Below are 25,807 nucleotides of genomic sequence, written 5' to 3'. Positions count from 1 at the left end.
CTCCTTCAATCGAAATTCTGGACGAAGCCGCCCTGCCAACCCTCGGCCTGCCGGCGCGCACCAGGACGCGCCGGCAGAGCCGTTCTCGGCACGCTTCCCGTGGGTTCGCCGGCAGAGTCGTTGCGTCCGCGCCTGGGCGCGGGCGCGAAGGCGTCGACGCGGCTGCTAAGGGCCGGCCACTGATAGAAGTCATTCAGCACCGCGGCGACGAAGCCGACGGTCTCAGCGATCGGCGGCACACCGCCCGCTTCGAGGACGGCCGGCTCGCCGGCGTTGTAGGCGGCGAGCACATAGACCGGATTACGGTATTTCGCCGTCAGCTCGCGGAGGTATGCGATGCCGCCGCGCACGTTGTCCTTTGGATCGCAGATGTCGACGCCGAAGGCTTGGGCGGTCGCCGGCATGAGCTGCATCAGCCCATAGGCGCCCTTCGCCGAGAAGCTCGTCGAGTTGAAACGGCTTTCGGCCTGCGCGACCGACAGCACGAATTCCGGCATGAATTGCTCTTCGCGCGCCGTTGTCTCCACGACACGCCTCGCCTCCTCCAGGCTGAGAGGCGCGGTCTCTGCGCAGGACGAGGCCATGCGCTTCGCGAGATCCGGCGCGGCGCGAGCGCCCTCCCCGACTCGCTGCACGGGCCCGGCCTGACCGGCGTTTCCCGGTACGATCCGCCCGTTTGGGTCGACTGAGGCAGACCTGACCGCAGGGCGTTCGGCCGGCGCCGGTAGACGCTCCTGGCGCTTGGCCGGAGCGGGTTGGTTCACGTAGGATTGCTGGGCCTGCGAGGCGCCTGCTGCAGCCAGAAGCGTGATCCCTGCCAGCGCCGTTCGGCGTCGGGCGCTCATGTCGATTTGCTCCGCATCATGCTATACGCTTAATATATTGAGCGAGACGCAGGCAACCAAAAATCACGGAGCGGTTGGATGAGGTCCCGAAACTGTCTCGCGTTGGCCGCTGTTCTGCTGACGCTCGCGGCTCTTTCGCCGGCGGCCGCTCGAGCGGATACCTTCGGCTGCACCGTCCTTCTCTGCATGTTGAACCCGCAAGGATGGGCGTCCGTTCCCCATTGCGTCCCACCCGTCCAGGCGGCCTTCGCAATCGTCGCGAAGGGCCGTCCCTGGCCGCAATGTCCGGAAGCCAACATATCGGCGCAGCCCGACACGGCGAGCGAATCCATCGACATTTCGGGCCAGAGCGGCAGGACCCGCGTCCCGCTCGGCAAGTCCGCCGCACCGTGATCCGCAGTGCTGGCCTGATCCTCGCCGCTTTTCTCGCCGGAGCCGCGGGAGCACAAGAGCCTGGCAAGCCCGATCCGTGGTTTGCCGTCCCGAAGGGCGCCGTTTTCACGACCGGCGACACCTGGACCTATGCCGGCGAAACTCATCGGCTCTACGGCGTCCAGGCCTGCCTGCGGGGCACCAGCTTCACCAATGGCAGTGGCGCCCGGATCGATTGCGGCGAGGCGAGCCTGACCATGCTCGTCGCGCTCGTCCGCGACCTTAATCCGCTCTGCTATTCGGCGGGGTGGCAGGCTGCCTCGAAGACGCGATTCGTGATCTGCGTCGCGCAGCCCAGCCAGGGCGCGGGCGCCGGCTCGCGGATCGATCTTGGCACGGCGCTGATCTCCAGCGGATGGGCTTTTGCCGCCGTCAGCCCGGTGGGCGCAGCGGTCCACGAGCCCTATTTGATCGCCCAGGCCGTCGCCCGGAAGGAGCGTCTCGGCCTCTGGCAGTTTCCCGACATGCCGGACCCGAACGCCATCATCCTCAGGCAGATTCGCACCGGTGCCGCCGCAACTGCGGGCGCTCCCCTCCCCGCTCAGCCTCCAGCTCGATGACGGGTGGCCGGTTCCCGCGGTCCCCTGTGAGCGTCTCGGCACGTCGGTGCATCAGGAAGCCGAGCGCAAGCGCCAGACCGGAGAGCCCGCCGATGAACAGCATGGCGAACAGACCGGGGTCGCGCCACAGCGTCGCCTCGTCCCAGTTCACGATTAGCCGGAAACCACCGAAGGTGAGGATCAGGATCGTCGCCACGATGATGCCCAATCGTGGATCGATCGCGAATCGCGTCAGCAAAGCGTTCCTCCTTCCCCTATGCTTCGCGCTCTCGCTTGAGGCGCTTCATAAGCCGATGTCAGAGGCCAACCGATGACCTTCACCAAGTCCGCAACCACGGTGATTGTCAGTCTCCTCCTGACCTCGATCGCAGTTGCCGCCGACACCCGGGGCGTTCCAAAGATCCTCGACGGTGACACCGTCGAGATCGGCGACCAGCGCGTTCGGATTTTTGGGATCGACGCGCCGGAGATGGAGCAGCTTTGCCTCGACGCAGCGGCCCAGCGCTCCAGCTGTGGCGCCGACGCCCGAAACGCGCTGTTGTCGTTCGGTGCCCGGCGGTCATGGTCTTGCAAGAGCGTCGATGTCGACCAGTACGGCCGACACGTCGCGCGCTGCCAGATCGAAGGACAGGACGTCGGACGCTGGATGGTCGCACAAGGGTGGGCGCTCGCCTTCATCCGCTATTCCTCCAATTATGTCGAAGACGAGAAAGCGGCTCGCGCCGCCCGACGCGGGCTCTGGAGCGGCGCCTTCATCGCCCCGTGGGACTGGCGCTCCCGCAGTACCAGCACCGTGATCCATGGCGCCGTCAGTGTTCCGGCCGGTGCGCAGAAGCTCCTCCTCAACTCGCTCTCGGAGGCTGGAGCCCCCGCTGGCGCGTGTGCGATCAAGGGAAACTTCAAGGTGGATGGCTCCTGCATCTACCACCAACCAGGTCAGCGCTTTTACGACGCGGTGCACATGAACGGGTCGGATCGAAAGCGATGGTTCTGCACGCCGGCGGACGCCGAGAAGGCGGGTTGTCGCGCGGCGCGCTGGTAACGCGCGAAGCGGTCGCGGGTTGGCTCGCTGCCTTCGCCGCCTAATTTCGATCCCTGAAACCCATGATCAACGCTTTCATGAGGCGAACGCCCCGGCGCAGGAGCGCCAAGGTGATGAGTCCCAACACGGAGAAAGCGAAGACATATCCAAGGCCCGGCATCCAGCGCTCGATGGTGTCGGCGGCGATGCCGATGCCGCTGGCGAACAGAAAGAGCAGCAGCAGAGATCCGAGGATTCCGTCGAAGTTCGGAGCGCCCCCGGACCGGAATCCCTGCTGGTTCATCTCATTGTAGGTGTGCGGGTGCCAACGCTTATCCATCTGATACCACTCGCAGTTTGACGGAATTGTGGGACGCTTTCGTCTCGTCCCCTCTGTTCCGTCTCACTCCTGCGCGGCAGGCCTGTTTCCCGTCTCGCTTAATATATTGATCTAACGCGGCCGGATGCTTTAAGCAATATTCTCGGCCCATCAGGGGCGTGGGAATTGGCATTCTGCCCCTTGTCATCAGCGGCGCTGCGCCCCTGCCCTCCCGGCGGCGTTGGCCCGTTCGGCATCAGCGCAACCCGCGACTGGCAAGAGTTGCCCACGCGCGGAACGGAGATCAGTTTGGATGAGGCGATGGCTTCGCGTTCTGACCAGTTGCCTTGCCCCCCTACTCCTCGCGACGGGATCTTCATTCGCGCAAACACCAGGGGCGCCGACGAGCGCGCCTGCGGCTCCGCAGTCGCCAGATCTCTACGCGCCGCAGTCGACAACCGCGACGGTTCCGATGCGCGTCGAAGTCGTGACGAGCACGACCTTTCGCGATGTTGAAACCAGGCAGCTCTATCGCCTCTACGGCGTCGACGCCTGCGATCCCAACCAAACCGCGGTCCTCGGCAAGCAGACATGGCCCTGCGGGGTCGTCGCGACCGCCTGGCTCGTCAACGTCACCCTCAACCGGTGGGTGGCCTGCACTCCGATCCGGCAGAGCGAGACCCCGAAGCTCGGACGGTGCGCGACCGGCGAGATTCCGGATCTCGCGGCCGAGATGCTCAAGCTCGGCCACGCGATCACCCTCCCCTCCCCCGAGGACCGGCTGATTCCGACCTACGCCCAGATCGAGAAGGATGCGCGCGCTGCCTATCGCGGCATCTGGGCGAGTTCATTTCAGATGCCGTGGACGTTCCGGCAGCAAGCCGGCCCTCCGAAAAAGCCGTGACGGATCCGATCGCCATGCACCGCTCTGTCTTGCTGATTGGGATTGCGGCTGCGGCCGTCGCGCTGGCCGGCTGCGCGTCCCAGCCCGTCAACGATGCTCCGGTCTTGTTGCCTGCCACCAGTGCCTATCTCGCCCCGGAGCAGGTCCACCGAGGCGGACAGGAATACGGCTCCGGCTACGAACGTTTTCCGCCCATCATGACCGAGCGTATCGGCTACCCCACGGAGAATCAGGCCAACGCCGCGCTCCGACGCTCGCTCTGGGGAACGGTTCCGATCCGAACCCTCGTCACCAAGGAAGGCGTCGAGGCCATCGCCCTGCCCGTCGCCCTCCCCGACGCCCTTGCCCATCGTGTTCGTTTGTTCGCCTGTCGGCCGGGCGCCCTGGACGGCGTGACCGGCCGCGTTCGGACCCATCGCGGCCCCGTCGTCGTCTGCGCCTCTGATCTCCTTGCCGCAGATGGCGCTGTTCTGGCGCGCGTCCCGCTCAATTTCTACTACTGGCAGGATGCCTGGCGGCTTCAGGATCCCCGGCCCGGCTACAAGCCGGTGCCATGGGTCGAGAACGAGCCCTCTCCGCCCAAGAGTTCCGGTTGGTTACCCTGGCAGGATCGCTACTGATCCCCAGTCGCTTTCACCATCGAGGCGCCCGCCCAGGACAGTACCGCATCGGGTTCGAACGGCTCTCGGAGAGGCCAGCGCCCTCCCCTCACCCAACCAAGCCTTCATTCCGGCTCGACAATCGATGGCTCAATATATTAAGCAATAACGAGTTGTGAGGGAGGCCATGATCGCGCGATCGACTATGGCGCTGGGCGCCGCGCTGTTCTCGTCGCCTCCGGGCCTGGCGCAGTTGCCGTCGACGGAGCCGGGCAAATGGCGGCCGGTCGTCTATGCCGATCTGCAGCTCCCGGGCGAAACCGCCCTCCCCTATGCTTCGCTCTGGGCCGACGAGCTCAGGCGCAACAATGACGCCTACAAGACCAGAGGCGACAGGCGCTTCCTGGTGGCGAACGCCCCGGCCTCCGAGAGCCATGTCGTGATCCGGAGCCCGGAACGGGTGGTCGTTCTTTCGGTGCTGCATACGGTCACAGCCTGCACGGTCCTGCGCAGGGATGCAGCCCATGCGACCCTGAAGAGCTGCCCAATGCGGCTCGTGATCTACGAGAACGGGCAGTCGCGCGTTGCCGATGCCGGCAGAGGCTGCTTCATCGAATATACGGCGAGCCAGGGCGGCACTGCGCCTGACATGGTGCGCAACGCGGCGCTCGCCGCCTACGACATCGAGAGCCGCACGATCCGCGCCGGCATCGTCTTCCAGGGCCAGGCCGCGGACGAGTGCCAGTTCCGCGTGCCCATTCCCCGATCCTGAGGAGGTTCATCATGCGATCGTCGTCGAGCCGAACCGAACCTGAGTGTCCACTGTGCCGCGGCTCGTCGCCTTGCGGTCAAGGCAACCCTGCGGGCGCGCTGCGCGCGGCCTTGACCGCAGCGCCGCTCCGCGGCCGGGCCGTGGCCTCAGGTTCTCGGAGGTTCGCCATGACGACGCTCGCTGCATTCGCTCTCTCGATCGGCACCGTCACGCTGCCCGATCCCGGTCAGGCCCAGCAGCCGGTCTTTCCCTCGCTGCCGCGCGGAACCTATGTCGCGGCGCAGTACACCTGTACGGAATACATCGAAGCCGGCCTGCTGCGTCTCGATGCCAATGGCATCTCGCCGCCGAAAAGCACCTGCAAGATCGTTTCGGCCGACGAGCGCAGCGCGACCTATGAGTCGACCTGCCATGAGAACGACACTCCCTCCGAGCAGGAGCGCGTCAAGCTGAAGATCGAGCCGCTGACGAAGCAGTCGCTGCGCGTCAACGGCATCGTCTACAATTACTGCAAGGATCTCTGACGATGCACGCCCTTGTCGTGCTCTGTCTGGCCCTTGTGGTCTCTACATCCTCTACGGCGCAGAACGCCTATACGTCAGATGCGAACTCATGCGATCTCGGCCAGAAGACGAAGCTCGCCGATCTCTGCCCGAGCGGCTTCGGCTTGCCGGAATACGGCAGCACGCAGGACATCATCAATCGTAACCCCAACAATGCCGGGATGATCGTTCAAGCAGCCAATGAATATGGCGTCAATCCGCGCCTGGCGCTGGCCGTGTCGGCTCATGAGGGCGCGATGTCAGCCTGCGCCGGATCGTTCAGCGGCGTCCGCGGCCCGATGCAGCTCACGCAAGGCACGGCGCGAGGATACGGCATGAATCGCGATGGCCTCTCCGACAACATCCGCGGTGGCATGGCGACCTTGAGGGACGCCATCCGGTCCTGCGGAGGCGATGACAACATCCGGTGCCTGGCGGATCGGTACAATGGCAGCACCGAGCACCAGAGGCGCAACTGGACCAACGACGTGACCCGTCGAGTGGCAGGACTCCAGACAGCCTCGATTCCCCAAGGGTGCAATGGCAACCCGGCGGCCTGCCTCGGCCCGGGTGATTTCCCAACGCCCGGCTCGAGCCCGAGCCAGGTTGCGGGAGGGCCGGGATCATCCGCCGGCGGCGCGCAGCTCGCGGCGATCGCGCCGCCACCCGCAGCGACCGACATCGTCGTCGGATCGCAGATGGCCACGTACCCGCTGAGTAGTCTGGTCACGCCCGGCTAATCTAGTTGTCAGGCGGTTCGATTTTCGAGACGTAGCGCTCGGGCAGCTGACCTTCCTGATCGTCCCTGAAGAGCTTGTTCGAGTGCTCGTGCATCAAGAGGTTCTCGACCTCGTCGGTCGAGAACCCATACGACTCCACCCCACTGCTGACCGTTTCGGCGCGAATGCCGAGGAGGCTCCAAACAGAAACCTCATACGAAGCCGCCAGTGTGAGCAATGTCGCGAAGCTTGGATTCCCTTTTCCATTGCGCAGCAGCGCTAACGTCCGACGTGAAATCCCGGACTTCTCGGCAAAGGCCGAATAGCTGGGAAAAGAGCGCTCAATCTGCCGAAGCCGCAATGCAAGCACACTATTTAGCCACCTATCGGTCGTATCGGCAGGCTTTCTCCCAGGCATCGTCATAGAGCCTCGACTTGCGATCAGGCTCAATAAATTAACCCGTGGAACGAGCCGAGTCGAGACGAAACGGTGGAGTTCGCGCAATTAGTGTGCGTCAGCGGCGCCTCTTGCTGTCCGTTTCTTGCTTCCGGGTGGGCTGAGGGGCCGGTGCTTCTGCACCTATTTCTTTGTTCAGCTGCTCGAAAATGCCGTCATATGGGAGCCCGAAGGACTCGACGTCGCCCTTCACACTCTCCTCGCGGATTCCGAGCAGGCTCCAAACCGAAACGCCGAAGCTATTCGCCAGCGTGGTCAAGGTTTTAAGGGAGGGGTTGCCGCGGCCATAGCGGAATAAGAGCAGGGTGCTGCGTGAAAGCCGCGATGCTTTCACGAACTCGTCGTGGCTAGGATATGTGCGCTCGATCTGCCGCAGGCGCAAGGCGAGGACCGAGGACAGCCACGGATCGTCGTCGCGCTCGCGCTTCTTGTAAATCTTTGCACCCGAAGGCGACCCTTTCCTCATAACCGTTTCCAATCGCGGCTAAGGGCGTGGGTTTCGGCCAGGATTCGATACTCGGGCGTTTTCCTCAGCCACATGCTCGAGGCACCTTGCTCAGGGACAGCAGCACAGCGCGAATGACTCGAAAGCTGTGTGATGTCCAGCATTTTAACAAAAACAGCAGGGACCATCCCGCCGGCCTGGTCCTTGGCGCTCCACGCCGCACGCCGACCATCATGATATCGCGTTCCAAAAGGTGCCAATTCCCGCTTCTGAAAGACACGCACGAAGGTCCATTCTCGACCACGGGATCATCAGGTTGTCTCAGAATTGAACAGGCGGACAGCACGGTCCTCGGTAACGAAAATATCATGCCAATGCGAGTTCGGACACGCGGGACCTGTTACTCATTGGGCTTATTCGTTGACGTACTCCGCCGAGTCGTTTGAACTGAGACGGACGGCGGGGCACTTGCGCCGCCATCGCGTTCCGCTAGTCTGACCTGGCGGAAAGCGAGACCCTTTCCACACCTCCCCGAACCTGGTTTTCAGGTAACTTCCAAGGGCCCACGCGGCCCTTTTTCTTGGGCTTTTAGGGCGATGGTGCTGTGCTCTGTCCGGGTGCTGGCGGTTGATCGTCTCGGGACGCTTAGAGTGCACGCAACCGCAGCGAAGCGATGACGGCGAGGTAGATCCGAAAAAATGGCCGGCGTCCCTCTCGGGAGCCGGCCTTGAAAGTTTGAAACACTCGGCGACACGCCGAATATCTCAGAGGGGAACGGCTGAAACGGGACCGACGCCGGGAGGAGGTGGCGGAGCCCGTTCAGAACAACCGTGGCGCTGATATCGACCTCTGCTGTTCATTCTGCAATGCAGCATTACAGAGGTTCGTTATGCGCATTGCGCATGACCAAGTCATGATGACTCAGCGTCTCAGGCGCGCAGGTTCTGCTCGCGATTGGCTGCCCGCTCAAGTTCCGACTGGCTGACGAGCACGCCTTTCTGGAAGACGGCGCAGGAAGTCACGCCGGAGCCGGCCTGCATCTCGCGAAAGAGCCGAAGAGCTTCGCTTGCCGTCGCGGCGCGCTTGCTGTCCTTGGATGCCCGCGTGAAGGCTTTTACCTGATACACAATGTCCTCGCCGCTGATTGCGGCCTGCGGCATAGCGAATGCAGTGCGACAGGGAAAGCACTCCCCGTCGATTTCAATTGGGAAACACCGTCACGGGGGCACCAAGCCGATTGTTGGGCAGCGCTTTTACGCGCGCCGATGCTCGCTTGGGCGGGGCTGCCCAGAAAACGTCAGCGCGCAAACACCAACGGTAACACCATGGCTCCGAACAACAGGGCGACAATGCCCGTGCGAATCCACACACCCGTGAAACGATGGCTCAACAGCACCGACGCTCTCCACCCGACACGCTGCTCTTCGGCCGCGCTCTACTACGAGATGACCATGGGAGGGGGTGACGGCAAGTCGGTGGATAAGGCGGACCACAACCATTCGATCTTGCAGTATGGCGGGGATGTCCTGGGTCCAGCAGAGCGTTTGGGCGCCGGCGAGGTTCTTCCCGTTTAGCTGAACCGCCATGGCTCGCGGAGAGCGGCGGCGGCGTCATCGGATGCTAACGTCCGGTCCCGGAAAGATCATAAGCGTCGCGATGCTCCTGAGCTGCGGACAGATCGCACAGTGCACCACACCGGAACGTTTGCTGGTATGGTCATAAATGACCATTGCGAGCCGAATGCCCCCTGCCCTGCTGTGGATTCAGGCGAATCTACGCTCGCGGCTGATAGCCGCGACGGCGCTTGCGCCTCAGCCAAGTGTCGAGCGCGAGATGGGCGTCGCTCGGCTGCGGGAAGAATTCGCTACGTCGCTGGCGGGATGAGCCTATACGTCCCCACTCGCGAACCAGGGCGCTATCGCCGAACAGCGTCGGTTCGATCGACAGCACATAGTAGCGCGCCATGTTCTGCGATGGGTCGATCCGTTCGAGGAGGATGTGGAGAAGAGACATGACGGTCCCGCGATGTTGCGCTGACCGAAACTTCCCATGCGCTTTCGGGTGGGTCCAATTGATTGCTTGAATCGATAGGGAACCATCGATTCACATTCATGATGGGCGAACAACGGCGACGTTAAGCGCTTATTGGCACGGCCGGGTTCCTTTGCGAGGAGCACAATCCCCTCCTCTGTCGGAACGAATCCGAGTTCGTCTGTCAGATCACGAAAGACGATGCGGCGGCGTTCCTCTCTGCTTCGGTATGGTTGGTGAACTGGATCAGGTATTCGGTCGAACGTGCGGAGCCGCCGGCAGAGGTCGCACGATATCACATGAAAGGCTCGGTCCGGAGGAACCTGTTGCATACGCCACAGGCCATCAGGTCAAGGAGTGCGGCCATAATTGCCGGCACCAAACCCTCGTAGGATTTTCGACGCCCCAGAATAGCGCGCTTTGTCCCAGCCGCACGCCAGTCGCCCAAGAGCCGTGCGGGCACGTGGATGGGAACCACCGTGTTCTTCAGCCGCAGCGGCAGTGCGCAGAGGGGCCGGCTCCTCCACGGGGCAGGACAGAAGGTCCTCCAGGCGATCGTCGAGGGGCGGACTACGGGGGGCGCGCAGTTCCTCTGGGACTTTGCGGAACGATGGAAAGGAGGCGCCTTCCGGCGGGGCGCGCTCTCGGCTTGCTGCCGTTCGCCCTGGGCGGGCCGGAAAGATTCACAGACGTCCTAGTCTAGCCTGTGCGTTCCGGCTCCGGCGTTGCGATCGCTGGCGCGAGAGTCCGGCTTCGCTCTCGGCTTGGCGTAGCCGGGAGAATCGCACTGTTATGCGGGTCGACAGAATGGTCCGACTCGAGTTGCCAGCTGGCAACTCGAGTCGGTGCCACAAAGGCAAATCCTCGTTAACCTTAAACTGCTTGCCAATTCGGGCGACTCGGCGCAATTCTGCCTACGATAAACTGCCGTAGTTGGAGAAGATCGCGTAGTTATGGAGAAAGCACGTAGCGCAAAGACGATTGCGACGAACTCCAAGCCGTTGATGACTGATGTCATCGCTGGGGACGGCGCATCGCTGTCGAACGAGTTGCTGGCGATGCGCGAGGCTCTCTTCCCGCCCGTCTCCAAGAAATCGCTGCGCTCGTTCTCCTCGCTTGAGACCGCGAAGCTGATCGGGATTGCAGACGCATATCTGCGCCAGCTTTCGCTCGGCGGCAAGGGGCCGCAGCCGACGACAGGCGCCGGCGGCCGACGCTCCTACACGCTCGATCAGATCAACGAGCTGCGCGTCGCCCTCGAGGTAGGTTCGAAGGGAAAGCGCTACGTTCCCCGCCGCCGAGGCAACGAACATTGCCAGGTCATGGCTGTGGTCAATTTCAAGGGCGGATCCGGCAAGACGACGACGGCGGCGCACCTTGCCCAGTATCTTGCACTCCACGGCTATCGGGTGCTCGCGGTCGATCTCGATCCGCAAGCCTCCCTCACCGCGCTCCACGGCTATCAGCCCGAATACGACATTCAGCCGAACCAGACTATGTATGCCGCCGTGCGCTACGACGACGACCGCCTCCCACTCAGGGATGTGATCCGCAAGACCTATTTTCCCGGCTTGGACCTGATTCCGGGAAACCTCGAACTGATGGAATATGAGCACGACACTCCGCGGGCGCTCGCCGAACGGGACGCCGAGCCGTTCTTCGGTCGCGTCGCCACGGCCTTGGGCACCGTTGCCGATGACTACGATGTGATGATTCTCGATTGCCCCCCCCAGCTTGGCTTCCTGACGCTGGGAGCGCTGTGCGCCGCAACCGGACTTCTCATCACCGTCCACCCGCAAATGCTCGACGTCATGTCGATGTGTCAGTTCCTGCAGATGGCGTCCGATATCCTGCGAGTTGTCCAGAACTCCGGTGGAGATCTGGACTATGACTTCATCCGTTATGTCGTCACTCGGTTCGAGCCGGCTGATGCGCCTCAGACCCAGATGGTCGCTTTCATGCGCTCACTCTTCAGGGATCGGGTTTTGAACAGCGCGATGGTGAAATCGACTGCGATCTCCGATGCTGGCCTGTCGAAACAGACCCTGTATGAGGTCGGCCGGGAGAACTTTTCAAAGCAAACTTACGATCGCGCTGTCGAATCGCTCGACGCCGTCAACGGAGAAATCGAGCGCCTGATCGAGCAGGCGTGGGAGCGTTCATCATGAGCCGCAAGGACACGCTGAAGGCAATGCTGACGCGCCGGACCGAAGAGTTGCCAGATGGCAACTCGGAGTCGGAACCGGCTCCGCAGCCGATCTCGCACGTCCGCTCGGGCGCGGTCGGCGCAATGGGGCGGTCCCTAGGCCAGATCGCGAGCGCTGCCGAGCGAGCAAAGGCTCTGGTGGCATCGGGCGCTGCCGTGGTGGAAATTCCCGCCGACAAGGTGCTCGGATCGTTCGCGCAGGATCGCCTGGAGGACGAGGGGGCCGAATTTACCACGCTCTATCAAGCGATCAAGGACTCCGGCCAGAAGAGCCCGATTCTGGTTCGGCCCCATCCGGATAAAGCCGACCACTACCAGATCGCTTATGGGCATCGTCGCGCGAAGATTCTTGCTAAACTCGGCCGGCCCGTTCGGGCGGTCGTACAGAACCTGACCGACGAAGAACTCGTCGTGATCCAGGGGCAGGAGAATTCGGCCCGCAAGGATCTGAGCTATGTCGAGCGCGGCCTGTTCGCCGTGACGCTCGAGGAGCAGGGGTTCGATCGCGCCGTGATCATGTCGGCGCTCAGCATGGAAAAGACGCAACTCTCGCGACTGCTCTCCCTGACGAAGTCCATTCCCAAGAGTGTCATCGTCGCGATCGGCCCTGCGCCCAAGGCCGGACGGCCGCGTTGGACCGAGCTCGCCGAGCGCATCGCCGCGCTCAAGAATAATGCGCGACTGGACGATGCCATAGCCGATCCAAAGTTTGTGGAAGCTGACACCGATCAGCGCTTCGTGCGCCTGTTCAACGCGCTGGCGCCGCGCAAGCCCGCTGCCAAAACGAACAAGGTAATTGTCAAGGCCGACGCCGGCCAGAAGATCGCCACCGTCGAACGAACCAGCACAAAACTCGCTGTCGTCGTCGATGCGCAGGGATCATTGGAGTTCGGGGAATTCGTCGCATCGCGGCTCCCGGAACTCTTCCGCCAGTTCGAAGAGAGAAAGGAGACGCCGAACGGATAGCCGCACGATCATCATAGGCCGCAAAAGAAAAAGGCCCCCGAAACAGCGTCCGGAAGCCCTTCTCAGTCCTTAAGCAAGCAGAGAATCGCACTTCCGCGAATCGCAGTCAAGAGTCCCGTGAGGGACTGCGCCGTTTCGGCGAGCGGATTTCTTTTGCCTGAACACAGGTGAAGGAACATGGAAGCGCACATCTCGACGACGCCCTTTGGGCGGCGACCAATGACGCTTGGCTTGATCGCAAATCAGGTCACAGCGCGAACGATGCCCAAGGATGCCGTCGTCCATAAATGGAAGGTCTTCCAGGACATCCGCGTGGCGCGGGAACTCCTCGGCGCGACGGATCGCTCTCTTGCGATCTTCAACGCGCTGCTGACCTTCCACCCGGAAACGGCGCTCACCGGCGATGCCGAGCTCGTCGTCTGGCCGTCGAACGAGCAATTGATTGCCCGGGCCAATGGTATGTCGGCGACAACGCTGCGGCGGCACATCGCGGTGCTCGTCGAGCGCGGCCTGATCGTTCGCCGCGACAGCCCGAACGGCAAGCGCTTCGCGCGCAAGGGCAGGGGAGGGGAGATCGAGCAGGCCTATGGCTTCGACCTCTCGCCGATCGTCGCGCGTGCTGAAGAGTTCAAGGACCTGGCTGAGACGGTTCAGACCGAGAAGAAGGCCTTTCGCGTGGCGAAGGAGCGGCTCACGTTGCTGCGCCGGGATATTGTCAAGATGATCGACGCCGGCATCCAGGAGCGGGTTCCGGGAAACTGGGGCAGGGTGCAGCAGACCTATCAGGCGATCATCGGTCGGTTGCCGCGTACGGCTCCCAGGCAGCTCGTGGAAGCCATCTGCGCTGAGCTGCAGGAGCTCTGTACCCAGATCCGTGGCGTGCTGGAATCATTTGCAAAAGCTCAGAATCCGGATGCCAATGAGTCCCATTCTGGTCGCCACATACAGAATTCAAAACCAGACCCTCTAACTGAATCTGAAGGCGGCTTTCCAGAAGGGGAAGAAGCGGCTGGCATCGTCGCGGAAACCGACAACGTGCGGAGCCTGCCGAAGCGGGAACTGCCTTTGGGGATCGTGCTCGATGCCTGCCCGAACCTGCGGGATCTGGCGCAAGGCGGCGAAATCCGACATTGGCGCGATTTCCTGGCTGCTGCGGAACTCGCGCGGCCGTCACTCGGGATCAGTCCCAGCGCCTGGCGGGACGCGCGTGACATCCTCGGCGAGCAGCATGCCGCGATCACCCTGGCGGCGATCTATCAGCGCGCCGATCAGATCAACAATGCGGGCGGTTATCTGCGCAGCCTGACCGACCGGGCGAAGGAGGACAAATTCTCGACCTGGCCTATGGTCATGGCGCTGCTGCGAGCCAGGCTCGATGCGCAGAAGGCCACGGGCAATGGCGGAAGTCCTGCTGAGGGCGGCGCTGCCGTCGACGCACCCCGCATCCAGGCCTCGGAGGCGCTCCTGAAGAGCTTGAACAAGCCGCGGCCGCGCTGATGACCGGGCTATCCTTGTGCGGCGGTGTCATCGTCGCTGGCGATCAAACCGGATCGGCGGGCGCGATCGATCAGGTTCTTCACCGAGGACGGCGACCATTTCGAACCGCCGCGCGGCGTCCGCTCATGCAACCGCTCGAGCTGGCTTGCGATCTCGCGCAGCGTCAGGGTCGGGTTCGATACGTGGATGCCGGCGACCAGCGTCACCAGGCGATCCTCCGGGAGGCGCGGAGGCGATTTCTGCAGGAGAGCCCGATCGGCCATGTGCTCGCTGACCAGCCAGTTGACAGCGCGCCGCAATCGCTCGGGTGTCCAGTCGAGGCCGCGCTGCTTGAGCACGCGGGTGATATCGTCCCAGCTGTGATCGGGCCGCATCCGCCTGACTGTCGGCAGCCATTGGCTCGCCGTCGCCTGAACCCGATCGCCATAGGCCGCTTTCTGAGCCGCGGTCATCTTCGCCAGCATCTCTGGTCGGCGCTCGCGAATGCCGGGATTTCCGGGAAGCCGGCCCTTGGCCTTCGCAGCTTTGATGCCGGCCTTGGTCCGCTCGGAGATGAGGGCGCGTTCGAGCTGCGCCACGGCGCCGAGGACCTGCAGAGAAAACATGCCCTGCGGTGTCGTCGTGTCGATCGGATCGCGCAGCGAGCGAAAATGCGCGCCCTTCTCCGTCAGATCCTCGATCACGTCGAGCAGATGACTGACGGAGCGCGCCAGACGGTCGAGCCGGACGACGATGAGCGTGTCGCCGGCGCCGATCTCCCGCAGCAGCTTCGCCAGAGCCGGGCGGGCACGCGAAGCGCCGGAACCGTGCTCCTGGACGAGAAGATCGCAGCCGGCCGAGCGCAGCTCGATCTCCTGCGCTTCCGTCGTCTGCTCGTCGGACGAGACGCGTGCATAGCCGATCAGGCGGCCCTGTGGTCGACGGGAAGCTCGATTCTGGGTGTCGCGGGCCATTTGGAGCGCCTGAGAGAACGCCGAGTGGCGCTTTTCCAAATGCAGAGGATAAGGATAACCGAACGTTTGTGACCGCGGAGTAGCGGCCGCTCGAGCTTCGCCATGACCGTGCAGGCGAATGGCACGAAATCGAGTTTGGAGGCTGTTGCTATGTTGACCCCGGAATGTTGCAGCATTGCCTGGACAAAGCACATCCGACCCTAGGCGGAGCGACGACCGGGAGCATTTGAGGAATTGCGTGCCGGTCGCGATCCTCTCCAGAGCGAGCTTGTCGACGCTTCAAGGAGGGTGGTGGCTATAATCGTACGCTGACGGATATTACTCGCCGCCGCAACTCAGGCTCATTTAAAAACTGCATCGCTACGTCTGCTGCTTCCAGACCGGCGAGTTGATTTACGTTCTTTACGACCTTGGCCACGTCAATACTCGCGTGCGCATGCGTGAGTTTGAGGAATTCGTCACTGAGATCGAAACTCACATTGATAGCTGATGTACAAGCCAGCGCGACCCGCTCGATATCGACTGTGAGTTTTCCATTTTTTGGCGCTCCGCGGCCTATACAATCGAACAATATTCTTTCTGGAAGATACTCCGCTGCTGATAACCGAATCTGTTTGGTGGCGGACTCTCGGACCGTTGCCCAGATAGGCCGAACCGTTTCTCGTGCAAAAAGGAACGCTATCACATACTCCATCAGCAAATTGCAGTCGGCGGCTGATTTCGCCGCTTGCGCGCTCAGAGACCAGAACAGGAGTGAGGCGGCTACCGACTGTCGGGATTCGGCACGCTGTGATGTGACGCCGGTCTCGGATCTCAAAACCTTCGAGGCCAGTTCCGCTTTCGCCCAGGGTAGGGCTTCTTTCGGTATGATAAAACGAGTCGCTCCTGCTCGCAGAAAATAGTCTATAAAAATATCCCAAGGGCTCGGTACTTTGAAGGTGCTTGCGGCAAGCTTTCCAATTTGAACGAAAAGATCAAATCCACTCAGTGGTATCGACCGTGCATCGGTTCGCTTTAAAAGATCGAACCAGTCTGCCGTAGTTGCTTCAGCGTTTCCCGAATTTTGGACCCATCCGATCAAAAACGAAATAATTTCGGGGTTCAAATTTCGAAGCGTCCTTCTTAGGGACTGCGGCGCTTTATCCTTAAGCAAATTATTCTCGAATAGGTGCTCTGCTACCAGGAATTCCTGTATAGAGCGGTGTGCAAAATAAACAGAAGAATTATCATTTATCACTAAGCAGCCTGCAATGAGCTCACGCCGCAGAGCAGGCAAAGTGAATGAATGAAAGGCTCCCCCGATCGCTTGTTGAAATAGCGCATCTGGAATAACAGAGATTGAGCTGGTGGAAGCACCACCTTGTTCCCACAGCCACCAAGCCAACATGTTGTTGAACCGTCGACGTATGTCGAGGCTGAAGCCACTGAATCTGCTAGATTTGGCTACTTCCCGATGCAATAAAAAGTGGATAAATCTATCGTACAATAGGAATTTCGATACTTTTTCTAGATTTAGATTGGGCTCAGTTGCAATCTGACAGAGCATCTGAGCATGGACCGGCCGTGAAAGAAGCTCGTCAAATTTGCCCGACAGCAGGAATCCAAGCCGGTCGGAGATCCACTGTGCGCTGGATTCGGAGCCATCTGGTTTGCCGCTGGCCTCCTGAACCGCGATTGGAAAATATCGCTCAACAAAGTCGCGGGATTCGCCAATATCAAAGCCCTTCAATGTCTCGGTTTGGCATTGCGTCTTGCCGGGAACCGGGATGAATTGCCCAGCACGAGTTAGGTCTTTCCCCTCGATAACCGACCGAAACTCGATGGCGTCATGGAACACTGTGTCTCGGCCTAAGAACAATAACTTGGCGGCTCCTTCATTGAGACCCAGAAGGCGTTCGAAATTTGCTGTGAAGATGGCTGGAGTCATCCCGTGCTTCATTTCATCGAAGCCGTCGAAAACAATGATAAAATGACCTAGACGGTTTAGTTCTCAAAATAATTTAAAGTGATACCCGTCAACTCTTGCCTGACTTGCAAGTAATTTCCCTAGCAAGCCGTCTACCGATTGCTCGTCGTAAATCTCTCCCAATGGAACCAATAGGGGTACTCTGCCATTTCCGCCGCTCAATATCTGTTTTGCGAGCTTGGCGCTTATGTGTTTGGCGAACGTGGATTTCCCTTGCCTATACCGACCTATAATAACGACAGGCGTAGTGCTTGAGGAATTTGCCCAATCGCCGATCACCGTCTCCATGTCATCGCCTGTGACATTCTGCGGTGAGATATAATATTTCTCTATCGAGCTCCGATCGTACGTATCGGCAAGATTGGAAAGGTATGGTTCAAAAGAAAGAAGCGCGCGCTTGAATTCGCGCATCGAGAAGCACCGAAGATTTGGGACCGCCTCTATGAGAGCTCGTGCATCAGGGCTGATGTCTTTCGCGGCGATCAACCACGCTCTGGAGAAAATTCGCTGAGAGACAAGGCGACCATATTCGATAATGAATTCCTGGCAATCAGCTTTATTTACGTTTCTCGCAAGGTTTTTTAGCTCAATCGCTGTCGTTTGAATCCCGTCAAACGGATCAACGCGTGTTGCAACAATATCAGCTTTCTTAAAATCAGCTCTAATTTCTGATTTGCACTGAAATCCGGCTGCTTCTAGCAGGACAAGAATGATGTCTCGGAATTCGTTTCCTTTTGCCGTCGTCGATAGCATTTTCAGGTATGACTTTCCAGGTTAGCGAAAGCGTGATCTGTGGATCTCTGTTACCTCAGTTCAATCTGCACTGTATGGGATGGGAGTTCGCCGTCAAACACGTCAAACGAGGAGAAGCTTTTCATGACGGACATTGAGATGAGCTAGTGAAGCTGAATTCCATAGCGGTGGGTCGGGAGGGAGCTTGGACCAACAAAGCGATAGCCATTAGAGCGCCAGGCGGGCCGCCTTGCTGAGCTGCCGGTCGGCGTCGTTGTAGTAGCTCGCCGCCTGCTGCACCGAGCGGTGCTGCGATTGCGCCATCGCCGCGGGCAGGGGGACGCCATTGCGGGCCGCCTCGGTCAGATAGCCGGAGCGCAGTCCGTGGGCGGAAAACGCCTCCGGATCGAGCCCGGCCTGGGCACAGCGGCGCTTGAGGATCAGGTTGACGGCCTGTGGGGTCAGAGCGCGGTCGCTGAGCCCCTCCCAGCGGTCGATCGCCCGGAACACCGCGCCCTTGCTGATATGGGCTCGCTCGAGCCAGTCGCGCAACGCCTCGACCGGCCGGCCGACGATCAGGACCCGCGCGCCCTCGTCGGCCGCCGCGGTCTTGGTCCTGCCGAGCGCGATCGCAAGGCAGGGCAGGCGGGCCGAGTCCGGATCGTCGGGATCCAGCGGCACCGGCGCCTCCTCGCTGATCTGCTCGACGCGCAAGCGGGCGATTTCGCTGCGGCGGCGGCCGCCTGAGCCGAAGGCGACCAGCAGCAAGGCACGGTCGCGCGTATCGCTCAAGCGCTCACCGCCGCAGGTCGCGAGCAAGCGGTCGAGAATGCTGCGGGTGACGGCGCGCTGGCTCTTGCGCCGGCGCGGCCGGGCGCTGGCCCGCACCGCCAGGCGCACGGCCGTCCGTAACGACGGCGCGGCGAAGGGGCCCAACAGCCCTTTCCAGCGATGCAACGTCGCCCAATGGGCAAGCCGGCGCTTGACTGTCGCCGGTGCGTGCGGACCCGCGACGCGCAAATGCCCGTCCTGGCGCAGAGCGGTTGCGATGGCGTCGGGCATGCCGTGCCCGGGATCGTTTTCGCGTTGGGCCGGATCCCAGAGATGCTGCGCCACGAATTTCAGCGCCAGCGCTTCCGGCGCCGGCCAGGGCAGGGGCAAGCCGGTTGCAGCGAGCGCCCAGGCCTCGAGATAGGCCAGATCCGAGGCCAGCGCGCGCAGCGAATTCTCGCCCAGGCCCTCCTGGGCCAGGTGGCGCAGCGTCGCGACATCGTCGTCGGTCAGGATCTTGGCGAGCTGATCGCGCCGCTCCAGCGGCAGGATCGCGGCGAGCGCGTCGAGCTGCAGCGCGCGCCGGGTTTCCGAGTCGGCCGAGAGCAAGGTGGTCGAGGTCACGGGCGCTTCGGGTGCGGTTCGCATGGGCCGTTCTCGTCGTCCGGATGCCTGATCGAGGGCGTCGGCGGCATTTTGGAGCGCCAGAATCGCCGATTTCGAAGCGGGTGTCCATGACTATCGATAAGAGGTAATTATCGATAGTGATATGCATGCACGGAGAGGTGTCGATGTGAAACAAATCAATAGCGCTTTAGCTTGGGTATGGTATATCAAATGACGTGAATTCAAATGCATATTCCTTCTCACGCGCGCAGCGCCAAGCGCTGGTTTGCGACTGTGCCGCGGCTGCCGAGACCATGACAGTCGCGCTCGCGCGCTGCGACGAGCGTTTGCTCCGCGCCGAGCCCGTCGTGGCCGAGGGGATGCGGCAGCGCGGCCACGCCTTTGAAGCCCAGGCGCTGATCGGGCTGACTGGCGGCCTGTGTCCGATCGAGGATCTGTGTCTGCACGACGCCGGCATGGATGTGCGCAGCCCGACCCGCGAGATCGCGCGGGCCGCCGCCATGCTGGACGAGCGCCGGCGCCTGGCCCGGCGCGAGCCGAGCGAGGTCTTGAGCCAGACTGCCCTGCGGCTGCGGCTCGGTATTGAGGAACCGCAAGACCCAGTTCGAACGGACAGGGCGAAGACCCCGTCTGGGACCGCGAAACAGGTCGCGGCGCCATGGGACCGGATCGATCGGGAAGACGAAGAGGAAGACCACGCCGGCGAGGAGGATCTGGACCTGGAGGACGAGCCCGATCACCGGGCCGATCCGGCCTTCGCCGAGATCGACGCGCTCTTGGCGCGCACCCGGAAAAAGCTCGATGCCTGGAACGACCTGTCCTCGGACGAAGGCCGCAGAAACCTGACTTTGCGCGATCCCGGCTATGACGCCATCGGGCGGTTTGAGCGCTGGCTTGCCATCCTGGAGGAGGGCAGGGGGCTGCCGGCGACTCTCGCGGCCGCGCTTGCGCTCGATGCCTGGCTTTGGCTCGAACCATCGGAACGCGCGGGCGAGCTCGGGTTTGCGCTTGCCGCGACTGTGTTGCGCCAGCGCGGGTTGGCGGGCGTGTATCTGCCGGCGATTGGCGTCGGGCTGAGACGGGGACGGTTTCGGTGGAGCCCGCACCAGGCGCTCGACGTTCGGGTCGCGGGGCTGCTTGGCGCTTTTGGCGAGGCGGCCGCGTTTGGTCAGGGGGATCTCGATCGGTTGGGGTTGGCGCGGACCGTGATGCTGCGGAGGTGTGAAGGGAGGAGGAGGCATTCGAAACTGGCGGAGCTGGTCGATCTGTTCGTGTCGTCGCCGCTGGTCACGGTGCAGCTGGCGGCGGTGCGGCTGCAGGTGACGCCACAGGCAGTTGAGGCCATGCTGAAGCAGCTCGGTGGCAGCCTGCCGCGTGAACTCACCGGCCGGAAGCGCTATCGGGCTTGGGGAATCGTCTAGCCCCGCCGACGCCCTGCATGAGAGGCTAAGCGACCGTGCCATGCAGATCCACCCCCACCGTTCGTCGACGCTTTCCGCGAGCGGCTCAACCGCCTGACAACGGCTGCGACGCTCGCGCTGCGGTTCACCTGCTGCGGATCGGTGATCCCACCTATGACGCTGCTGCGGCGGCTCGCGCTCTACCTCGCCTTCCTGGCGAGGGTATCCTAGGCGCCACCGGGCGGCTGGTACTTGGCTTTTGCTGGCGAGCCCGATGAATTGGTGTGCGTTGCAGAAGCCCGGCGACGGAATCGCGTCGTTAAGGGATCCCACCTAAGCTATGTCTCTTAGCGAGAGTGAGCGGAATGGCTTTTAATATCCTAGCACGAACGATCCTGGAGCTCGGGGCCGAACTTATCAGTTCGGATGGGATAGCGCTTTACGAGCTGCTGAAGAATTCGATCGATGCGGGGTCAAGACAGGTTCGAATCGAAGTTCAGGTCGCGCTCCGTCATAGTTATTATCAAGGCGCTTTGGCAGAGATCGAAAATGGAATTGGTGAGTATAGAAATATACTAGAGGATGGAGATAGGGAAAACGCTAGTACATATAGATTTAACAAGCTTCGTGAAATAAAAGAGTTCGTGCTATCTTCTATAGATCAGAAATATATGGACGATTTGCAGCAACTAATTATTCCACGCCTAAATGATAGCCGGTCATTCGCAAAATTAAAAGACAGTTTAAAATGGATATACACCAGGATTAACTGGATAAGCGTCACCGATTGGGGTGAGGGGATGAGTCTCGCCGATCTCCAGAATGTGTATCTTACAATCGGGACACGTTCACGTCAGAAAGAAAAGAGTGCTCGAGGAGCCTCGGACGCGGGTCGAGTCTATCTCGGAGAGAAAGGTGTTGGCCGGCTTTCGACCATGAGGCTCGGTTCGCGTCTGCGCATCAGGACGACGACCAACGGAGAAGCACGTGTCAACAACTTGGACGTTAATTGGAGCAGGTTCAGCCACGACTCCGACCGTCCCTTAAGCGACATAATGATCCGGCCGCGTCGCGGTGCCCTCAAATCAGATCGTGCGGAGCAAGGTACGACCGTAACCATCTTAGATTTGAGCAGCGATTGGACGGAAGATAAATTCAGAGAGATCGTTATTTCCGAATTTTCAAGATTGATCGATCCTTTTGAAGGCAGAGGTGCCGCAAGAATACTAAGATTATACTTCAACGGAACACGGCATCATCCCCTTGAGATCGAGCAAAAGCTCTTCGAGATAGCGCACGCTGAAGTCAACGCAACATTCCGTTACGAAGATCAAGGGCCCGTTTTGCGCGGGCACGTCAACTATCGGTTACGCGGCCGGGAGCGTAGCTTTGTGATGAGAGAAGCAGAATTGCGCGGGCAAATTGGTGCCGCGCTTTGGCCGGCGCTCCTCAATTTAGGGCCTTTTGATGTCGAGTTCTGGTGGTACAACCGCTCGGCGCTCACGGATTTGCCCGGACTTGGGAACAAGCGCGAGGTGCAACGTCGGGTAGCACGCTGGACCGGCGGACTGATGTTGTTTCGTGACGGCTTCAGAATCAACCCATATGGCGGGCCAGATGATGATTGGCTGGGGTTGGACAAGAAGGCCTTCTCCTCGAGGGGCTTTAAGCTAAATCGCCAACAGGTGATCGGTCGAGTGGCAATCAGCTGGAAAAATCCAGCTCTTATCGATCAGACCAACCGGGAAGGGCTCACCGAGACTCCTGAGAAGGCTGTTCTGGTGGCCCTTTTGCAGCAGATCCTTTTCAATCAGTTCAAGGTCCATCTCGACACATGGGACCGTGAAGTGCGGGTTCAGGATCTGACAACCACGGATGACTTGCAGGCACACGTCGAACGAGCCCAGTCAGAGATTGGTCGGAAGCTGCGCGAGCTATCACTTCGAGTGCCAGCGGAGCGCGCCGCGATCGTCGAGTTGCACGGACTGTTTCGCCGTTTAGATGGGTACGTTCAGAAAGCCCGGACTCTTGCAGAAGAATACGAGAATGACCGAGGAAAATTCGTGTACCTCGCTGGGATCGGATTGATGGTCGAGTTTATCCTGCATGAACTTGGGCGGGCAACATCTCATACACTTAGGACCCTGCGCTCGATCGAAGCAGCTAATTTCAGTAATCCGGCCGAGCTACAGGGAACCTTCCGCACTCTCGACGATCAGCTTGCCACTCTCGTTAAGCGGATTGAGACACTCGACCCTCTCAGCACCTCGCGCAGGCAAAGAAAAGAGGACTTCAATGTCTTTGAGGTTGTTCAGCAGGTTGTAGAGGGTCGACAGGACCAGGCGCGCCGGCATGGCATATCGTTCAGAGGAAACTTCGGCGATCTAGAGATACTTACGATTCGCGGCGTCAGGGGCATGTTCGTTCAGATAATTGAGAACCTGCTCTCGAACGCGTTTTTCTGGCTGGGCGTGCAAAGCGAGATAGACCCCGAAACTGATATGTTCATCGAGATTAATATCGATTCGGATAATGAAGCCATCTCAGTGACGGATGGCGGGACGGGCGTGGATCCGGCTGCAGCAGATGAAATATTTGAAGCATTCGTCAGTCACCGCCCAGCTAATTCTGGTCGAGGTTTAGGATTATATATCTCTCGTGAGATTGCGGGCTATCACGATTGGACGCTGAGCCTCAAAAAAGAGAACACAGTTAGACGCGGACGCTTCAACACATTTATTCTTAACCTATCAGCGGATGGACGGTGACATTAATGGAGGCTCAAGTTGCTCCGTCTCTGAGAGAGGCCTTTGAACAGGCAAGTGTCGCCAAGATTGCGATTGTTGACGATGGCTATGATCCACCGAACAAAGCTGCCGATCTTGAAGAAGGTAATTGGGGGGCGGTGCTTGAGGTCCTCGAAGGTACGCCGGCGCGGGCGAATGAACTCTTTAACGACCGCCGCGGCAAGGGAGCGAATATCGCGCCGGCCTTCGGCGATCTCACTCCCAAACATATCAACGAGCTTTGGGAGATTTTTACCGACGCAAAGCCGGAAGAAATTGAGGCCGATGTCTTTCTGAAATCGTTAAAGCCGTTATTCTCTCGGTACTTGGCAGGCCGTGATGCGAAGTTATCCGAATTGAGGCACGTGGAGGATTTCGTTCTCGCAGCTACGGGTTATCAGGCTGACAGACTCAACAGCCAAACGGATCCACATACTATTGCAAAATATGATCTTGTATTGCTCGATTTCTACCTAGGGGACGAGATCGTAGACGGAGAAATCTCGCCTGATCAGCAGACGCGAGCGCGAGAAAATGCTAAGAAGGTTATAAGGGCAACGATGAAGGCGTCTAGTGATCGGCGCTGTCCGCTATTCATCTTGATCAGCAGTCGGGCAACTCAAGAAGACATACCAATTTTCCGTGATGAGGCAGAGTTACTCGCTTCCAAATTTCGCTTTCTCGCCAAGCCAGAGTTTCGGGACCATCCTCGCAAGGTCGAATTCGAGCTGAAAACCCTTGTATCCAATCGTGCTCCGGCCGACGCGATCGAACTACTTATTGAACGATGGCAGTCTATTGTCGAAGAGTCGACAGGCGAAATGGTCAAGTCGATCAGGCGTCTAGATGTTGCTGATTATGCTTATATGCAGAACTACCGTCTCAGCGAAGAAAAGATATTATTGCTCGAATACCTGACTTGGATGTTCAATTCGTATCTTGGGGCTCTTGTTGAGCGCAGGATGATGAGCGACACGACTATCAAATTGGACGAACTCTACAAAGCGGCCAATCTACCGCCGGCGCTTCCGCCGATGTCTGAGCTGCCTAGGATTTACTCGGAGATTACGACCTCGCAAGTTCCGACATGCGACCACGAAGGTTCGCCCATCAAGGTTTGGACAGGCGATCTTTTTGTTCGACGAGAGCTTCTACCCTTAGCCGGCGGGGAAGCGACTGCCGATGCTATCGCAAAATCCCAGGTGACGGCCGCGGTTAGCGCAGCAGATGCACACAACGGCATTGTCCCAGCGGCCGGCGATAGAGCTGTGGCAGCTGACGCTCCGCAGCCAGGCTCGGGAGGGCAGCGGAGCACCGACGCAAAGAAGCCGCGGAAACCCGATGTGCTTGCCGTTGTTACGCCGGTTTGTGACCTTATCCCCGGCCGGCTGACAGCCAAGTCCGTCGTTCTAACGGGAGGCACTCTCAAGGAATTTGGTGCCGCACCGATGCCGTCGAATCACCTTCTGGTCTTGGATCGACCAGGGCGGGCGATGGGCATGGTGGCGAAGCCGTATCAGGTTGATTGGGATCCTGCATGGCCACAGGCATTTGAGCATTCGGATTTCGATGGATCGGCGATCCTGGGAACCGATTATGTCAAAGTGTCTCGACTGCGCGAAGTTTATGCTGCGGAGCTCGCTGGAACGCTAAGCGGCAGCCTCGGTCGGGTAGGCGTTCCTGTCGCACCGCCTTTTTCACAGGCCTTGGGCGCACGCCTATTGTACCGGCCAAACGGAAACGGAAAAGCACGTGAACTGCTTTCGGCGCCTGCAGAACAGCCAGTGGCGTGGGAGTTCTATCGCGCGCGAAGTCGGCCCAGTCGGCATTGCGGGATAGATAGTGCGTTCATATGGACTATTATGAATGCCGCTAAGGCCGCCGGTATCAGCGCCGACCATCCGGCCTTCTCAATCCTGTCAGATCCAGAAGCGTGGAGAGAGCTCATAACTCCGTTTGAGATTAAGAACGGCAAGTGGTCCCGCGGTCCGCTGACAGTATTGCGGATTGCCGCTGTGGACGAGCGGGACATTATCAGCGAGCCGCAGGCACATGTCGTCGTTCAACTAATAGGGCACGTAGCTATCAAAGAGGAGTGAGCCTATAGGCGGCTCTTCCTGCTTCGTGAAAACGTACTACAACGACATGGATAATATTGGTGCGGATGAATGTCGGGATAACGCATCGGCGGATGCTCAATCCCTACCGTCCGCCGCCTGTCTGCGAAGTGGCGCATGTCCCCGCGGGCAATGCCACC

Annotated in this window: 24 protein-coding genes; 13 read left to right on the top strand and 11 right to left on the bottom strand. The window is 60.4% G+C overall.

Annotated elements, in window-relative coordinates:
* Positions 1 to 5: 5 nt before the first annotated feature.
* Entirely contained in the window at positions 6 to 845 is an 840-nt protein-coding gene (locus FHT98_RS25325) for a lytic transglycosylase domain-containing protein (protein ID WP_248309353.1), read from the bottom strand.
* A 389-nt stretch (positions 846 to 1,234) separates the two neighbouring features.
* Between FHT98_RS25325 and FHT98_RS25320 the strand changes: the two genes are divergently transcribed.
* Positions 1,235 to 1,837, top strand: a complete 603-nt coding sequence (locus tag FHT98_RS25320) for a thermonuclease family protein (RefSeq protein WP_142115906.1) — start codon at positions 1,235 to 1,237, stop codon at positions 1,835 to 1,837.
* Here FHT98_RS25320 and FHT98_RS25315 read toward each other — a convergent pair.
* Entirely contained in the window at positions 1,767 to 2,075 is a 309-nt protein-coding gene (locus tag FHT98_RS25315; RefSeq protein ID WP_142115905.1) for a hypothetical protein, read from the bottom strand. The genes FHT98_RS25320 and FHT98_RS25315 overlap by 71 nt on opposite strands.
* Positions 2,076 to 2,147: 72 nt before the next feature.
* Here FHT98_RS25315 and FHT98_RS25310 point away from each other — a divergent pair, with 72 nt between their 5' ends.
* Positions 2,148 to 2,879 (top strand): thermonuclease family protein, encoded by a 732-nt coding sequence (locus tag FHT98_RS25310; protein ID WP_142115904.1) that lies wholly within the window; start codon positions 2,148 to 2,150, stop codon positions 2,877 to 2,879.
* Between the two features lie 40 nt (positions 2,880 to 2,919).
* Here the strand turns inward: FHT98_RS25310 and FHT98_RS25305 are convergent, their stop codons facing one another.
* Positions 2,920 to 3,198 carry a hypothetical protein gene (locus tag FHT98_RS25305; RefSeq protein ID WP_142115903.1) on the bottom strand — a complete coding sequence of 93 codons (279 nt, stop codon included), beginning with the start codon at positions 3,196 to 3,198 and terminating at the stop codon, positions 2,920 to 2,922.
* Positions 3,199 to 3,649: 451 nt separating this feature from the next.
* On the opposite strand from FHT98_RS25305, the gene FHT98_RS25300 reads away from it, so the two are divergent.
* The 5 genes from FHT98_RS25300 to FHT98_RS25280 all read left to right on the top strand — a co-directional run bounded on the left by FHT98_RS25300 (position 3,650) and on the right by FHT98_RS25280 (position 6,734).
* Entirely contained in the window at positions 3,650 to 4,081 is a 432-nt protein-coding gene (locus tag FHT98_RS25300) for a nuclease (RefSeq protein ID WP_248309352.1), read from the top strand.
* On the top strand, positions 4,078 to 4,701 hold the full coding sequence (locus FHT98_RS25295; RefSeq protein ID WP_248309351.1) for a hypothetical protein: 624 nt from the start codon (positions 4,078 to 4,080) through the stop codon (positions 4,699 to 4,701). The genes FHT98_RS25300 and FHT98_RS25295 overlap by 4 nt, the downstream gene beginning before the upstream one ends.
* Before the next feature lie 166 nt (positions 4,702 to 4,867).
* Positions 4,868 to 5,452, top strand: a complete 585-nt coding sequence (locus tag FHT98_RS25290) for a hypothetical protein (protein WP_142115901.1) — start codon at positions 4,868 to 4,870, stop codon at positions 5,450 to 5,452.
* Between the two features lie 167 nt (positions 5,453 to 5,619).
* Positions 5,620 to 5,976 carry a hypothetical protein gene (locus FHT98_RS25285; protein ID WP_142115900.1) on the top strand — a complete coding sequence of 119 codons (357 nt, stop codon included), beginning with the start codon at positions 5,620 to 5,622 and terminating at the stop codon, positions 5,974 to 5,976.
* Positions 5,977 to 5,978: 2 nt separating this feature from the next.
* Positions 5,979 to 6,734 carry a transglycosylase SLT domain-containing protein gene (locus FHT98_RS25280; protein ID WP_142115899.1) on the top strand — a complete coding sequence of 252 codons (756 nt, stop codon included), beginning with the start codon at positions 5,979 to 5,981 and terminating at the stop codon, positions 6,732 to 6,734.
* Between the two features lies 1 nt (position 6,735).
* On the opposite strand, the gene FHT98_RS25275 is transcribed toward FHT98_RS25280, so the two are convergent.
* The 4 genes from FHT98_RS25275 to FHT98_RS25260 all read right to left on the bottom strand — a co-directional run bounded on the left by FHT98_RS25275 (position 6,736) and on the right by FHT98_RS25260 (position 9,628).
* Positions 6,736 to 7,137, bottom strand: coding sequence for a helix-turn-helix domain-containing protein (locus FHT98_RS25275; RefSeq protein ID WP_142115898.1), 402 nt, complete (start codon positions 7,135 to 7,137; stop codon positions 6,736 to 6,738).
* 91 nt (positions 7,138 to 7,228) lie between these two features.
* Positions 7,229 to 7,636 (bottom strand): hypothetical protein, encoded by a 408-nt coding sequence (locus FHT98_RS25270; protein WP_142115897.1) that lies wholly within the window; start codon positions 7,634 to 7,636, stop codon positions 7,229 to 7,231.
* A gap of 908 nt (positions 7,637 to 8,544) precedes the next feature.
* Complete coding sequence (locus tag FHT98_RS25265) at positions 8,545 to 8,775, bottom strand: hypothetical protein (RefSeq protein ID WP_142115896.1); 231 nt, start codon at positions 8,773 to 8,775, stop codon at positions 8,545 to 8,547.
* Between the two features lie 613 nt (positions 8,776 to 9,388).
* Positions 9,389 to 9,628, bottom strand: a complete 240-nt coding sequence (locus FHT98_RS25260; RefSeq protein ID WP_142115895.1) for a WGR domain-containing protein — start codon at positions 9,626 to 9,628, stop codon at positions 9,389 to 9,391.
* Between the two features lie 971 nt (positions 9,629 to 10,599).
* Here FHT98_RS25260 and repA point away from each other — a divergent pair.
* The 3 genes from repA to repC all read left to right on the top strand — a co-directional run bounded on the left by repA (position 10,600) and on the right by repC (position 14,315).
* The gene (repA, locus tag FHT98_RS25255; protein WP_142115894.1) at positions 10,600 to 11,814 is read left to right on the top strand and encodes a plasmid partitioning protein RepA; all 1,215 of its coding nucleotides are present in this window, start codon (positions 10,600 to 10,602) and stop codon (positions 11,812 to 11,814) included.
* Complete coding sequence (gene repB / locus FHT98_RS25250) at positions 11,811 to 12,818, top strand: plasmid partitioning protein RepB (protein WP_142115893.1); 1,008 nt, start codon at positions 11,811 to 11,813, stop codon at positions 12,816 to 12,818. The genes repA and repB overlap by 4 nt, the downstream gene beginning before the upstream one ends.
* Before the next feature lie 177 nt (positions 12,819 to 12,995).
* Complete coding sequence (gene repC, locus FHT98_RS25245; RefSeq protein ID WP_142115892.1) at positions 12,996 to 14,315, top strand: plasmid replication protein RepC; 1,320 nt, start codon at positions 12,996 to 12,998, stop codon at positions 14,313 to 14,315.
* A gap of 8 nt (positions 14,316 to 14,323) precedes the next feature.
* Here repC and FHT98_RS25240 read toward each other — a convergent pair whose 3' ends face one another.
* From FHT98_RS25240 to FHT98_RS25225, 4 genes are all read right to left on the bottom strand, one after another.
* Positions 14,324 to 15,268 (bottom strand): recombinase family protein, encoded by a 945-nt coding sequence (locus tag FHT98_RS25240; RefSeq protein ID WP_142116026.1) that lies wholly within the window; start codon positions 15,266 to 15,268, stop codon positions 14,324 to 14,326.
* Positions 15,269 to 15,563: 295 nt separating this feature from the next.
* Complete coding sequence (locus tag FHT98_RS25235; protein ID WP_142115891.1) at positions 15,564 to 17,195, bottom strand: NACHT domain-containing protein; 1,632 nt, start codon at positions 17,193 to 17,195, stop codon at positions 15,564 to 15,566.
* Positions 17,196 to 17,258: 63 nt separating this feature from the next.
* On the bottom strand, positions 17,259 to 17,987 hold the full coding sequence (locus FHT98_RS25230) for a restriction endonuclease (RefSeq protein ID WP_142115890.1): 729 nt from the start codon (positions 17,985 to 17,987) through the stop codon (positions 17,259 to 17,261).
* Positions 17,988 to 18,194: 207 nt separating this feature from the next.
* Positions 18,195 to 19,385: a tyrosine-type recombinase/integrase gene (locus tag FHT98_RS25225; RefSeq protein ID WP_142115889.1), complete on the bottom strand. Its 1,191-nt coding sequence runs from the start codon at positions 19,383 to 19,385 to the stop codon at positions 18,195 to 18,197.
* Between the two features lie 272 nt (positions 19,386 to 19,657).
* Between FHT98_RS25225 and FHT98_RS25220 the strand changes: the two genes are divergently transcribed.
* From FHT98_RS25220 to FHT98_RS25210, 3 genes are all read left to right on the top strand, one after another.
* Positions 19,658 to 20,785, top strand: a complete 1,128-nt coding sequence (locus FHT98_RS25220; protein ID WP_142115888.1) for an RHE_PE00001 family protein — start codon at positions 19,658 to 19,660, stop codon at positions 20,783 to 20,785.
* A 344-nt stretch (positions 20,786 to 21,129) separates the two neighbouring features.
* Positions 21,130 to 23,532 (top strand): sensor histidine kinase, encoded by a 2,403-nt coding sequence (locus FHT98_RS25215; RefSeq protein WP_142115887.1) that lies wholly within the window; start codon positions 21,130 to 21,132, stop codon positions 23,530 to 23,532.
* Positions 23,533 to 23,537: 5 nt separating this feature from the next.
* Positions 23,538 to 25,649, top strand: coding sequence for a hypothetical protein (locus FHT98_RS25210; protein ID WP_142115886.1), 2,112 nt, complete (start codon positions 23,538 to 23,540; stop codon positions 25,647 to 25,649).
* Positions 25,650 to 25,807: the final 158 nt, after the last annotated feature.

Source organism: Allobosea sp. AK1 (genome assembly GCF_006714945.1).
Classification (GTDB): domain Bacteria; phylum Pseudomonadota; class Alphaproteobacteria; order Rhizobiales; family Beijerinckiaceae; genus Allobosea; species Allobosea robiniae.
Note: the sequence above shows the minus strand (reverse complement) of the source record. Positions and strands in the feature narration are given on the sequence as shown.